Consider the following 13,418-nt stretch of genomic DNA (forward strand, 5'->3'; position numbering starts at 1 on the left):
TTCCTCTCTCTACCACGCTGGGCTTTCATTAATGACCTGGAATTAGTCCTCTGCCTATACATAGCAAAGTGCCATACGATTCCAAGCGCAGAGTGCTCGAAACTGGATCCAGCTCACCGCTATTGAGTGTGGTTAGAGAAGAAAACGGTTCTATATCGGTGGTGTTAACGAGAAGGGGCGCCATGGCGCCCCTTCTGCTTATTCTCCCAGCAGCTGTTGCCAGACCGCCAGCACATGGCCCCGCTCTCGCGGCAACTGATCGTCCCCCACCTTGCGGGAGATCTCCGAGAGATTGAGGCGATGGCCGAGGTTGCGGATCTCCAGATAGGCCTGCTTGAGCCCCTCTGCCTGCTCCAGTGTGAGTACCCCCGCCATCACGCACTCATCGAAGATGCGCACATTGTCTGACCAGCGGGTGAGAGCGTCCGGCTCACCGCAGGCATGGGCCAGCACCAGGTACTGGGCGATGAACTCGATGTCCACCATGCCGCCGGGGGACTGCTTGAGATCGAACTCTCCCTCTCCCGCCTTGAGCAGGTGATCCCGCATCTTGTGGCGCATCTCCCGCACTTCGCGGGCCAGGGTGGGCAGATCCCGCTCCTTGGCCAGCACGTCGCGGCGGATGCGGGCAAATTCGGCGACCACGGCATCATCGCCATAGATGGGACGGGCTCGCACCAGGGCCTGATGCTCCCAGGTCCAGGCTTCCTGCTGCTGGTACTGCTCATAGGCCGACAGCGATGAGACCAGCAGGCCGGCGTCGCCGGAGGGGCGCAGCCGCATGTCGATCTCGTAGAGGATGCCGGACGGAGTGCGGGTGCTGAACAGATGCAGGATCCGCTGGGCCAGGCGCAGGTAGAACTGGCGGCTGTCGATGGGCTTGCGGCCATCGGTGTAACTGTTGGGGTCGCCGCCGTGCAGGAACACCAGATCGAGATCCGAGCCGTAGCCGAGTTCGATGCCCCCCAGCTTGCCGTAGGCCACCACCGCAAAGCCGCGCTGGCCGCTTACCGCCACCTCGGGCGGCACCCCGTAGCGTTCGCTCATCTGGGCCCACGCCTGATTGACCACCTCCTCGGTGATCGCCTCCGCCAGCCAGGTGAGGTGGTCGCTCACCTTCATCAGCGGCAGGGCGCCGGCGATGTCGGCGGCGACGATGCGCAGGAGCTGCACCTGCTTGAACTGGCGCAGCGCCTCCATCTGCTGCTCCACGTCCTCCTCGGGGATGCGCAGCAGGAACTGGCGCAGCTGGGGCTTGTACTGATCCAGCGGGGTGGGGTGGTAGAGGTGCTGGGGATCCAGCAGCTCGTCCAGCAGGATGGGGTAGCGGGCCAGCTGCTCGCTCACCAGGTTGCTCTCGTCACACAGGCGTACCAGCTGGCGCAGGGCGGCGGGGTTTTCCGCCAGCAGTTGCAGATAGGCGCTGCGGGTGAAGATGCGGGTCAGCAGGGTGCAGACCCGCTCGAACAGGCGGGCAGGCTCGCGGCTCGCCACCACCAGCCGCAGCAGCTCCGGCATCAGCCAGTCCAGGGCGATGCGCCCCTGGGGCCCTACCTGACGGCGCTTGTACTCCTCCTTGAAACGCAGCAGGGCGGCGCAGAGGGGGGCGGGCTCCACCACTCCCTGCGTGGTCAGCAGTTTTTCCAGCTCGGCGGCATCAAGCTCGGTGCGCCAGAGATCGAGCCAGAGCTGTTCCAGGTGGGCGGGGGCCTCCTTCTCTTCCCCCACCACGGCGACGAACTCCTGATGGACGGCGGCCATCTCCTCATCGAGGTGGGCCATGAAGGCGTCCCAGTCGGTAAAGCCGAGGGTGGCGATGAGCCGCTGGCGATCCCGATCCTCGGTGGGCAGAGTCTGGGTCTGCTGATCGCCGATCTCCTGCAAGATGTTTTCCACCCGGCGCAGGAAGCGATAGGCGGTGAGCAGGCGTTCGCACTGGCTCCCCTCCAGGGCACCCCCCTGGGCGATGGCGGCCAGCGCCTCGGGCAGGTGGCGTACCCGCAGGGCGGGCTCGCGCCCGCCACGGATGAGTTGCAGCGCCTGGGCGATGAACTCCACCTCGCGAATGCCCCCGGCCCCCAGCTTGATGTTGCCCTCCAGTCCCTTGCGGCGCACCTCGGCGGCGATCATCGCCTTCATCTGGCGCAGGCCGTCGATGACGCCGAAGTCGATGTAGCGGCGGAACACGAAGGGGCGCAGCAGTTCGGTCAGGGCCATGGCGTGTTCGCACTGGGGGCCCAGCACCCGCGCCTTGACCATGGCGTAGCGCTCCCAGTTGCGGCCGTGATGCTGGTAGTAGTCCTCCATGGCGGCGAAGGAGATGGCGAGCGGCCCCGCATCGCCAAAGGGGCGCAGCCGCATGTCGACCCGGAACACCTGACCATCCTGGGTGGGCTGGTGGAGGGCGTTGATGAGACGCTGCCCCAGCTTGATGAAGAACTGCTGGTTGGCGAGCTCCCGCCGACCGCCAACGGTGTAGCCGTTCTCGGGGAAGGTGAAGATAAGGTCGATGTCCGAGGAGAAGTTGAGCTCGCCGCCGCCGAGCTTGCCCATCCCGAGGATGAGCAGCGGCTGGGGGTTGCCATCGCCGTCCATGGGGGTGCCCAGCTCGCTGCACTGTTTGGCGTAGAGCCAGTCGCGGGCACCACAGATGAGGGCATCCGCCAGCTTGGTGAGATGGATGAAGCTCTCTTCGACCTCGGACTCCCCGAGCAGCTCGCGCCAGGCGATCACCAGCATGCGGCTGCGGCGGAACTGACGCAGGATGCGCTTGAGCGCCTCCTCGTCCGCGACCTCGGCGAGCAGGGCTGCGAGCTCAGGTTCATAGGCGGGCCAGCGCTCGGCCCGGGTCAGTGCGTCCGATGCCAGGGTCTCGGCCAGCAGCCCCGGCTGCTTGATAAGGGAGTCGGCGACAAAGTCGGAGAGGCCGAGCAGGGTCAGCAGGGTCTGGCGGGTGGACTCGGGCAGTGCGTCATACTGGGGCGCCAGGGCGAGCAGCCGCTGCCAGTGGCGCAGGGCCTGCTCCTGCAACAAGGGAGAGAAGGCGGAGAAAGAGGGAGAGTGCTGGGCCACGGTTGCCATCCTTGTGGTTGACGAGTCTGCAGGGAGAGTGAAATGCCGGCTGCCAATCTAGCACTCCCGGGCGCTGGCGTCACAGCGCCGCTGCCCGGAAGGTGATCCGGCGACGGATCTGGCGATCGGCCGGGCTCAGGGACGCCGGTAGATCTCGGGGTCGTAGATTTCCATCAGGCTGCCGGGGCTTCTCGGCGGCACAAAACCGAAACCGGCGTAGAGGCCGTGGGCATCGGAGGTGGCGAGGGAGAGACGGCGCAGCCCTTGCAGCTCCGGGTGGGCGAGGATGGCTGCCACCAGGGCCTTGCTGTGACCGCGCCCGCGATGTTCGGGCAGCACGAAGACGTCGGCGAGATAACCGAAGGTGGCCTTGTCGGTGATGACCCGGGCGAAGGCGACCTGCTGGCCGTCGAGATAGGCTCCGAAGCACAGGGAGTGGTTGATGGCCCGCTGCAGGGTAGCGAGGGGAATGCCGAGGCACCAGTAGGCCTCTTCACTGAGGAAACGGTGAATGAGCGGGACGTCGAGGCGCCCCTTGTCGTCGCTTATCTCAAGCGCACGTTCTGTGGTCTGCATCCTGGCTCCTTGCCGTGATGAAAAAAGAAAGGCCCCTAAGGGGGCCTTCCAGTGTACTCAAATCACGACCTCAGGCCAGCCTGAAGGTTTGACGATGGGCGCCAGCATCAGGCCAGCATCAGGCCAGCTTGAAGGCCTGGATATGGCTGTCCAGCGTCTGGCTGTGGTGTTCCACCAGTTCGGAGGCATCTTTCAGCTCCCGCAGCACCACGACGGAGCCTTCCACCACCTGTTTGACCTGCTCCAGGTTGGCATTCATCTCCTCGGCGACCGAGCTCTGCTGCTCGGAGGCGGCGGCGATCTGGCGGTTCATGTCGGCCACTCCCTGCACCCGCTGCACTATGGTGTCGAGCTGGGTACCAGCCTGGGTCACCTGCTCCACCCCCTTGTCCGCCTGCTGCACGCTCTCGGCCATTAGGCCGACGGCCTGGCGGGCGTTGCCCTGAAGCTGCTCGATCATCTTCTGGATCTCGACGGTGGCGGCCTGGGCACGGTTCGCGAGTTCGCGCACCTCGGAGGCGACCACGGCAAAACCGCGACCCGCCTCACCGGCGCGTGCGGCTTCGATGGCGGCGTTCAGGGCCAGCAGGTTGGTCTGCTCGGAGATGCTGCGGATGGTGTCCACCACGGAGCCGATGCGATCGACCCCGTGCTCCACTTCGTTGACCACGGTGGAGGAGCGCTGGATGTTGCCGGAGAGAGTGTCGATGGTGTTGACGGTAGCCGCCACGCAGCGGCTGCCCTCCTCGGCCAGCTGGCTGGTTTCGGCGGTGGCGTGGGACGCCTGCTCCGCGTGGTTGGCCACTTCTCGAATGGCACCTACCATCTGGCTCATGGCGCTGGCAAGCTGCTCAATCTGGGTGAACTCCTCGTTGATGGCCTCGTTCGCCTCATCCATGCAGAGAGTCACTTGGGAGGCGATCTCGTTGAGCTCCTTGCAGGCGGCACGCTGGGTCCCGAACACCTCCTTGAGGTTCTCCTGGGAGTGGGCCACCGCCTTGGCGATGTCGCCGAACTCGTCCCGGGACTTGAGCAGCACGCTGTGGCTGAGATCCTTGTTGGCGAAACGCTCCAGCAGCCCCACCAAGTAGTGGACCTGCTTGACCATGAGGCGGGAGCCGGTGAGCAGCAGCACCACGAAGACGACCCCCATGAGCGCCGTCTCCACCAGCCCGGTCCAGAGCAGGCGATCGGCGATGGTGTTGGCCATGGCGGCATCAATGCCCTCGCTGAGCAGGGTCGCTTCCAGGTTGCTGGCATCGAACCAGAGTTTGGCCAGCAGCAGCAGGGTGCTGAACACCATGAGCAGCACCACCTTGGGCACCAGTCGGATGTTGCTCATGCGCCTCTCCAGCGGGTTCAACTGCATAATTTTTCTCCTTTCAACGTCCATTATTCCTTTGCCGTCATAGCTATCGGCATTATCTTCCTTTTTATTAATTTGCACCGTGCTTAAAGTTGGAAAATGTATGCGACATCACTTAACTCATTTGCGTACCATGGATCTGCTGATGGGGTTTCTCTCCGTGATTTCGGTTTGCCTGGTGGCTGCTCGCTGGCTGGGGCACGGTGAACTGAGCCCCCAGACTTTGCAGCTCTTTTATGATGTCGACAGCCTGATCTGCTACTTCTTCCTCGCTCACTTCGCCTATGGCTGGGCGCGCGCCTCCGACAGGATGGCCTTCTTCAAGAGCAACTGGTTCTATCTGCCCGGCAGCCTGCCCATGGTGGAACAACTACGTTGGGCGCGGCTCATCCAGCTGTGGCGGGTCTACCAGTTGCTCCGGGACAGACCGGATCTGCTGGCCATGTTCCGTCGTGAACGCAACGAAACCACCCTCTCCGGCATTCTCTTCCTCTTCTTCCTGTTGCTGGGGGTCGGCTCCGGCGTCATGTACTGGCTGGAAACGGGGCAACCCGGCAGCCAGATCCAGACTCCTTACGATGCCTTCTGGTGGACGCTGGTGACCCTCTCTACCGTGGGGTACGGGGATCTGGTGCCCAAGACGGAGGAGGGGCGCTTCGTCGCCAGCCTGCTGATCCTCTTTGGAGTGGGGTTGTTTGGCGCCCTCAGCGGCTTCATGGCCAGCCTGTTCGTCCATCCCGGCAAGACCAACGACGACACCGCTGTGTGGCGACGCCAGCAGAGCGAGCAGCAGGCGCAACTGCTCAAAGAGCTCAAGGCCCTGCGCGCCGAGGTGCAGGCGCTGAAACAGAAGTAGGTGCGACGTCTGGAATGGTCGCGTCGTAAACCGGCGGCGCTGCGAGACAGCTCTCACTCGGGGAGATGGCGCTTTTCTTTGCTTGTCCTTTGACCCGCAGGCGGCTTAACATTCGGCCTGCAACCTAATCCAACGAAGAGAATCGATCGACCATGCGCGCCCTTCTCGGGATCCTGATCTGCTTGTGTGCCCAACAGGCACTGGCCGATACCCGCTATGTTTCAGACAACATCTTTACCTATATCCACAACGGTCCGGGTACCCAGTACCGGATCCTCGGCAGCGTCAAGGCCGGTGAGCCGCTGGAGGTCAAGGCGGTGAACCAGGAGGCCGGATTCACCCAGGTGGTGGACGGTCGTGGCCGCGAGGGCTGGATCAAGAACAGCGAGCTGCAGGGGGAGATCAGCCTGCGTGAACGTCTTCCCCAGGTTCAGAAAGAGCTGGACGAAGCCAAGGCCCGCCTGCTGAACCTCAATGGCGACAACGAGAAACGCTTCGCCGAGAAGGATGGCAAGATCGCCGAGCAGAGCAAGGAGATCGCCAGCCTCAAAGCCCGTCTGGACAGCCAGAGCGCCGAGATGAGCAGCCTCAAGGAACAGAACGACGCCCTGACCCAGAGCTATGACAACCGTGAGCACGACATGCAGATGGACTGGTTCATCCGCGGTGGTGCCATGGTGGGGGGCGGAATCCTGCTCGGGATCCTCCTGCCCATGCTCCCGCGCCGTCGTAAGAGCAGCGAGCGCTGGATGAACTGATCGCCCGGGCGGTCAACAGGATGAAAGGTCGCCAGAGGCGGCCTTTTTTCATGGTGTGCCTGGCGAGAAGAGGGCCATGTCGGGGGTCGCCATCGGCCCTTCCCGCTCGTAATATGAGGCAAACGATCCTGTGCCGCGCGCATTCTCAACAAGAGCCTTCATCATATGTCATCAACTGAACAGGCCTTCTGGTTCGTGCTGGGGGGCGATCACCTCGTCCTGCTGGATGAACAGGGGCGCATTCCACAAGGGCCCCGCGCCGTTTTGCCCACCCATCTGCACACCGCCTCCTTCGAGCGCTTCGACGAGTGGGACGGCCTGCCTTGCCATCTGCTGGATCTGGGGGGCGAGGCGGAGACCGGGGCCATGGCCCCGCTGCGCCAGCTTATGGTGGCGGGGGACGAAGAGGGCTTTCGCCTCGCAGGGCGGGCCTGGCAGCTCGCCACTTTTCGCCGTACCCATCGTTTCTGCGGTGAGTGCGGCGCCCCCATGACCCCGAGGGAAGGGGAGTGGGCCCAGGGGTGTCATCACGGCCATGTCGTCTATCCGCGCATCTCCCCCTGCATCATCGTCGCGGTGCGCAAGGGGCCGGCCATCTTGCTGGCAGTCCACCGCCGTTACTATCAGGCGGATGATCCCATGTATACCGTGCTGGCCGGCTTCGTGGAGGCAGGGGAGAATCTGGAGCAGTGCGTGGCGCGGGAGGTGTTCGAGGAGAGCGGCATCCGGGTGACCAATGTGCGTTACGTGGCGAGCCAGCCCTGGCCCTTCCCCCACAGCCTGATGATGGGCTTCACCGCCGACTACGAGAGCGGCGAGATCCGGGTGCAGGATGACGAACTGGTGGCGGCAGGCTTCTTTGAGGCTGACCGGCTGCCGCGCTTGCCCCCTCATGGCACCATAGCGCGCCGGCTCATCGAACAGTGTCTCGCCGAGGCGCGTTGAGGGAAAACGGGGGCGCTTGTATGCGCCCCCTCACATCTTTGCACTCCTGCGGCGATGTGCGGCGTCAGGGTCGCCCTCAGCCTTGCACAAAGTGGTATCATGTCCGCCATTTTATGCGTGACATGACTCAGGAACTGGGATGAAAGAGCTGAAAAACGATCGATACCTGCGTGCCCTGCTGCGCCAGGAAGTGGACATGACCCCGGTATGGATGATGCGTCAGGCTGGCCGTTATCTGCCGGAATACAAGGCGACCCGCGCCGTTGCGGGGGATTTCATGTCCCTGTGTCGCAACGCCGAGCTGGCCTGTGAAGTCACCTTGCAGCCCCTGCGCCGCTATCCACTCGATGCCGCCATTCTCTTCTCCGACATCCTGACCGTGCCCGATGCCATGGGGCTGGGCCTCTACTTCGAACACGGGGAAGGCCCGCGCTTCGAGCGCCCGATCACCTCCATGGCCGACGTGCAGGCCCTGCCCATCCCGGATCCGGAAGACGAGCTCGGCTACGTGATGAATGCGGTGCGCACCATCCGCCGTGAGCTCAAGGGCGACGTGCCGCTCATCGGCTTCTCCGGCAGCCCCTGGACCCTGGCCACCTACATGGTGGAGGGGGGCAGCTCCAAGGCCTTCACCAAGATCAAGCAGATGATGTATGCAGAGCCGCAGACCCTGCATCTGCTGCTCGACAAGCTGGCCGACAGCGTGATTAGCTATCTCAACGCCCAGATCAGGGCGGGTGCCCAGGCGGTCATGGTATTCGACACCTGGGGCGGCGTGCTCACCCCGCGCGATTACCGCGACTTCTCCCTGCAGTACATGCACAAGATCGTCGATGGCCTGATCCGTGAACATGAGGGCCGCCGTGTGCCGGTCACCCTGTTCACCAAGAACGGCGGCCAGTGGCTGGAGCAGATCGCCGCCACCGGTTGCGATGCGCTGGGTCTGGACTGGACCACCGACATCGCCGACGCCAAGCGCCGGGTCGGCGACAAGGTGGCGCTGCAGGGCAACATGGACCCCTCCATGCTCTACGCCAGCCCGGCCCGCATCCGTGAAGAGGTCGCCTCCATCCTGGCCGGCTTCGGTCATGGCAACGGTCATGTCTTCAACCTGGGGCACGGCATCCATCAGGATGTGGACCCGGAACATGCCGGCGTGTTCGTCAACGCGGTGCATGAGCTCTCCGCCCGGTACCACGGTCGCTGAGCGCGGCAAACAGCGTGATGAACGGGGCCTGCGGGCCCCGTTTTGCTGTCCGTGACACAGGGGGCTGCATCCTGGTTGCGGCTCGGGTTACACTGCACCCCCATGTTGGCAGTCGTGGCCGGGATGGGGTCGTTGAGGGGCAGGAGGCTGGATGGAGAAGCAGGCGTGGGATTGGGGGATCGACTTTGGCGGGACCAAGTGCGAGTGCGTGGTGCTCGATGGCGACGAGGTGTTGCTGCGCCACCGCATTCCCACTGAACGGCACGGCGGCTACCAGCACATGCTGGGCCAGATCGCCAAACTGGTGGACGAGTGTGCCGCCAAACTCGGTCAGCGTCCTGCACTCATCGGCATGGGGACGCCGGGGGCCCGGGACCCCCAGACCGGGCTGCTGAAAAACAGCAACACCACCGAGTTCAACGGCAAGCCGCTCAAGGAAGATCTGGAGCGCAGGCTGGGCGTCCCCGTGCTCATCGCCAACGACGCCAACTGTTTCGCCCTGGCGGAAACCCATCTGGGGGCGGTGCGCCAGCAGCATCCCGATGCAAAAGTGGTGTTTGGCATCATCATGGGCACCGGGGTCGGGGCCGGCATCGTCATCAACGGCCAGATCCTCAACGGTCACCACGGCATCGCCGGGGAGTGGGGGCACAACGTCCTGTTGCCGGAGGGGCCAGAGTGCTACTGCGGCAAGCGCGGCTGCGTCGAAACCCTCATCAGCGGCCCGGCGCTGGAGGCCTGGTACGAGGCCAGGACCAAACGCCGTCTCTCGCTCGCCCAGATTGCTGCGGCCAGTGCCCATGATCACGTCGCCAGGCTCACCATGGACAGGTTGCACCTGCTGTTCGGCCAGGCCCTCGCCAACGTGATCAATATTCTCGATCCGGACGTCATCGTCATCGGTGGCGGCGTGGGCAATGTGCAGAGCCTCTATCGCGCCGGGCGCGAAACGGTATTGCCCTTCCTGTTCAACCCCCGTTTCGCCACCCCCATGATAGCGCCGGCCCTGGGGGACAGCGCCGGGGTATTCGGTGCCGCACTGCTGGCCCGCGGCGTCTTTCGCGAGGCACTGCTCTCGTGAGTCGCCCCTTCCTCCCATCCCTTTGTCGCAGCTAAGGACACAACGTTTCCATGATCAAGATTGCCATCAACGGCTATGGCCGCATCGGCCGCAACGTGCTGCGGGCCCTCTACGAGAGCGGCCGCGACAAGACTATCAAGATAGTGGCCATCAACGAGCTGGCGGCCCCCGAGGCCATGGTGCACCTGACCCGCTTCGACACCAGCCACGGTCGCTTCCGCTATCCGGTGCAACTGGCGGGCAACAGCATGCAGGTGGGGGAGGATCTCATCGCCCTGTTTGCCGAGCGGGATCCGTCGAACTTGCCGTGGCGGGCGCTGGGGGTGGACGTGGTGCTGGACTGCACCGGGGTGTTCGGCTCCCGGGCCGATGCCGAGCTGCATCTGGGGGCGGGAGCGGGCAAGGTGCTCTTCTCCCATCCGGCGGACGCGGACGTGGACGCCACCATCGTCTACGGGGTCAACCACCAGGTGCTGACCGGGCGGGAGCGGATCGTCTCCAACGCCTCCTGCACCACCAACTGCGTGGTCCCCGTCATCGAAACATTGCATCGAGAATTCGAGATAAATTGTGGTACTATTACGACAATTCATTCGGCCATGCACGATCAGCAAGTCATCGATGCCTATCACGGCGACTTGCGCAGAACCCGGGCAGCCAGCCAGTCCATCATCCCGGTGGACACCAAGCTGGCAAAGGGGTTGGAACGTATCCTTCCCCACTTTGCCGGCAAGTTCGAGGCGATCGCGGTACGGGTACCGACCATCAATGTAACCGCCATGGATCTGAGCATTACTGTTCGTAAAAAAGTGACAGTTAGTGACGTAAATCAAGCCCTGCAACGGGCATCCAGAGGTACATTACACGGTATTCTGGACTACACGGAAGAGCCACTGGTCTCCGTAGACTTTAATCATGATGCACACTCCTGCATCATTGATGGTACCCAGACCCGGGTCAGCGATGCCAACCTCGTCAAGATGTTGATGTGGTGCGATAACGAATGGGGCTTCGCCAACCGCATGCTGGATACCACCCGGGCCATGATGGCCGCAGGCTGAAAGTCTGCACCGGGCGCAAGGTTACTGTTTTTTTAACATTACCTGAAAATATATAGAGGACTGAATATGTCTGTTATCAAGATGACCGACCTGGATCTGGCGGGCAAACGCGTTCTGATCCGTGCTGACCTGAACGTGCCGGTAAAAGACGGCAAGGTCACTTCCGATGCACGTATCGTTGCGACTCTGCCGACCATCAAGCTGGCTCTGGAAAAGGGCGCCAAGCTGATGATCACCTCCCACCTGGGTCGTCCGACCGAGGGTGAATACAACGAAGAATTCTCCCTGGCTCCGGTTGTCAACTATCTGAAAGACGCACTGTCCTGCCCGGTTCGTCTGGCCAAAGACTACCTGGATGGCGTAGACGTCGCCGCCGGTGAGCTGGTTGTGCTGGAAAACTGCCGCTTCAACAAAGGCGAGAAGAAGAACACCGAAGAGCTGGCCAAAAAATACGCCGCCCTGTGTGACGTCTTTGTAATGGATGCATTCGGTACTGCTCACCGCGCCGAAGGCTCTACCTACGGTGTGGCCCAGTTCGCGCCGGTTGCCTGTGCAGGCCCCCTGCTGGCCGGTGAACTGGAAGCCCTGGGCAAAGCCATGCTGAAGCCCGAGCGCCCCATGGTTGCCATCGTGGGCGGCTCCAAGGTCTCCACCAAGCTGACCGTGCTGGAATCCCTCTCCAAGATCGCTGACCAGCTGGTGGTCGGTGGTGGCATCGCCAACACCTTCATCGCTGCTGCCGGTCACAACGTCGGCAAGTCCCTGTGCGAGCACGATCTGATCGACACCGCCAAGAAACTGGCTGCCGAAACCAACATTCCGGTGACCACCGACGTGGTTGTGGGTAGCGAATTCTCCGAATCCACCCCGGCCACCATCAAGTCCGTGTCCGACGTGACTGACGGCGACATGATCTTCGACATCGGTCCGGATTCCGCCAAGGCCCTGGCCGACATCATCATGAACGCCAAGACCATCCTGTGGAACGGCCCGGTCGGCGTGTTCGAGTTCGACCAGTTCGCCAAGGGTACCGAAGTGATCGCTCGCGCCATCGCTGAATCCCCGGCCTTCTCCATCGCTGGCGGTGGTGACACCCTGGCTGCCATCGACAAGTTCGGCATCGCCGACAAGGTCTCCTACATCTCCACCGGCGGCGGCGCCTTCCTGGAGTTCGTAGAAGGCAAGGTACTGCCGGCTGTCGCGATTCTCGAAGAGCGCGCCAAAGCCTAATTGACCCGGGACGGGGGGCAAAAGCCTCCCGTTTCGTTTATCATGTGGCCGCTGTGCCGGTTCATGATGAACCCCCCACTTTTTATTAACGGCATACGAGACAGGACGATTAAACATGTCTAAGAAAATTTTCGACTTCGTAAAACCCGGCGTGATCACTGGTGATGACGTTCAGAAAGTGTTCGCCATCGCCAAGGAAAACGGCTTCGCTCTGCCGGCCGTCAACTGCGTCGGTACCGACTCCGTGAACGCCGTGCTGGAAGCTGCCGCCAAGGTCAAAGCCCCGGTTATCGTACAGTTCTCCAACGGTGGTGCCGTGTTCACCGCCGGCAAGGGTCTGAAGCTGGAAGGCCAGCAAGCTGCCATCCTGGGTGCCATCTCCGGTGCCAAGCACGTGCACGCCGTTGCCGAAGCCTACGGTGTACCGGTGATCCTGCACACCGACCACGCCGCCAAGAAGCTGCTGCCGTGGATCGACGGTCTGCTGGATGCCGGTGAGAAGCACTTTGCTGAAACCGGCAAGCCGCTGTTCTCCTCCCACATGCTGGATCTGTCCGAAGAGTCTCTGGAAGAGAACATCGACATCTGCTGCGAGTACCTGACCCGCATGGCCAAGATGAACATGACTCTGGAGCTGGAACTGGGCTGCACCGGCGGTGAAGAAGACGGCGTGGACAACAGCCACCTGGACCAATCCTCCCTGTACACCCAGCCGGAAGACGTGGCCTACGCCTACGAGCGTCTGTCCAAGATCAGCCCGCGCTTCACCATCGCTGCCTCCTTCGGCAACGTGCACGGTGTGTACAAGCCGGGTAACGTCAAGCTGACTCCGAAGATCCTGGACAACTCCCAGAAGTACGTCTCCGAGAAGTTCGGTCTGCCTGCCAAGTCCCTGGACTTCGTGTTCCACGGTGGCTCCGGCTCTACCCTGGAAGAGATCCGCGAATCCATCTCCTACGGTGTGGTGAAGATGAACATCGACACCGACACCCAGTGGGCGACCTGGGAAGGCGTGCTGAACTTCTACAAGTCCAACGAAGCCTACCTGCAAGGCCAGCTGGGCAACCCGGAAGGTGCCGACAAGCCGAACAAGAAGTTCTACGATCCGCGCGTATGGCTGCGTGCCGGTCAGACTTCCATGATCGCACGTCTGGAGAAGGCCTTCTCCGACCTGAACGCCATCGACGTACTGTAATTCGCAGCACCTTGATTGCATGAAAAGGCGCCCTTCGGGGCGCCTTTTGCATTTCTGTGATCCTGACGGGC

11 protein-coding genes are annotated in these 13,418 nt (G+C 62.7%); 8 read left to right on the forward strand and 3 right to left on the reverse strand.

Annotated features, from left to right (window positions below):
- Positions 1-198 precede the first annotated feature (198 nt).
- From glnE to I6L32_RS10300, 3 genes are all read right to left on the reverse strand, one after another.
- A complete protein-coding gene (glnE, locus tag I6L32_RS10290; RefSeq protein ID WP_244812315.1) occupies positions 199-3,072 on the reverse strand; it encodes a bifunctional [glutamate--ammonia ligase]-adenylyl-L-tyrosine phosphorylase/[glutamate--ammonia-ligase] adenylyltransferase in 2,874 nt (957 codons plus the stop codon).
- 135 nt (positions 3,073-3,207) lie between these two features.
- Complete coding sequence (locus tag I6L32_RS10295; protein ID WP_010675667.1) at positions 3,208-3,648, reverse strand: GNAT family N-acetyltransferase; 441 nt, start codon at positions 3,646-3,648, stop codon at positions 3,208-3,210.
- 118 nt (positions 3,649-3,766) lie between these two features.
- Positions 3,767-5,017, reverse strand: coding sequence for a methyl-accepting chemotaxis protein (locus I6L32_RS10300; protein WP_010675666.1), 1,251 nt, complete (start codon positions 5,015-5,017; stop codon positions 3,767-3,769).
- A gap of 100 nt (positions 5,018-5,117) precedes the next feature.
- On the opposite strand from I6L32_RS10300, the gene I6L32_RS10305 reads away from it, so the two are divergent.
- From I6L32_RS10305 to fbaA, 8 genes are all read left to right on the forward strand, one after another.
- Positions 5,118-5,870, forward strand: coding sequence for a potassium channel family protein (locus tag I6L32_RS10305; protein WP_029314808.1), 753 nt, complete (start codon positions 5,118-5,120; stop codon positions 5,868-5,870).
- A gap of 152 nt (positions 5,871-6,022) precedes the next feature.
- Positions 6,023-6,628 (forward strand): TIGR04211 family SH3 domain-containing protein, encoded by a 606-nt coding sequence (locus I6L32_RS10310; RefSeq protein WP_010675664.1) that lies wholly within the window; start codon positions 6,023-6,025, stop codon positions 6,626-6,628.
- A 165-nt stretch (positions 6,629-6,793) separates the two neighbouring features.
- Complete coding sequence (nudC, locus tag I6L32_RS10315) at positions 6,794-7,573, forward strand: NAD(+) diphosphatase (RefSeq protein WP_119197312.1); 780 nt, start codon at positions 6,794-6,796, stop codon at positions 7,571-7,573.
- Between the two features lie 139 nt (positions 7,574-7,712).
- Positions 7,713-8,780, forward strand: a complete 1,068-nt coding sequence (gene hemE / locus I6L32_RS10320; protein WP_216945045.1) for a uroporphyrinogen decarboxylase — start codon at positions 7,713-7,715, stop codon at positions 8,778-8,780.
- Positions 8,781-8,931: 151 nt separating this feature from the next.
- The gene (locus I6L32_RS10325; RefSeq protein WP_216945046.1) at positions 8,932-9,861 is read left to right on the forward strand and encodes an ROK family protein; all 930 of its coding nucleotides are present in this window, start codon (positions 8,932-8,934) and stop codon (positions 9,859-9,861) included.
- Positions 9,862-9,911: 50 nt separating this feature from the next.
- Positions 9,912-10,922: an erythrose-4-phosphate dehydrogenase gene (gene epd, locus I6L32_RS10330; RefSeq protein ID WP_041211676.1), complete on the forward strand. Its 1,011-nt coding sequence runs from the start codon at positions 9,912-9,914 to the stop codon at positions 10,920-10,922.
- 66 nt (positions 10,923-10,988) lie between these two features.
- On the forward strand, positions 10,989-12,152 hold the full coding sequence (locus I6L32_RS10335) for a phosphoglycerate kinase (protein WP_216945047.1): 1,164 nt from the start codon (positions 10,989-10,991) through the stop codon (positions 12,150-12,152).
- Between the two features lie 115 nt (positions 12,153-12,267).
- Complete coding sequence (gene fbaA / locus I6L32_RS10340; RefSeq protein ID WP_010675658.1) at positions 12,268-13,347, forward strand: class II fructose-bisphosphate aldolase; 1,080 nt, start codon at positions 12,268-12,270, stop codon at positions 13,345-13,347.
- The last annotated feature ends 71 nt before the right edge of the window (positions 13,348-13,418 follow it).

This window comes from Aeromonas sp. FDAARGOS 1402 (genome assembly GCF_019046925.1).
Classification (GTDB): domain Bacteria; phylum Pseudomonadota; class Gammaproteobacteria; order Enterobacterales; family Aeromonadaceae; genus Aeromonas; species Aeromonas caviae.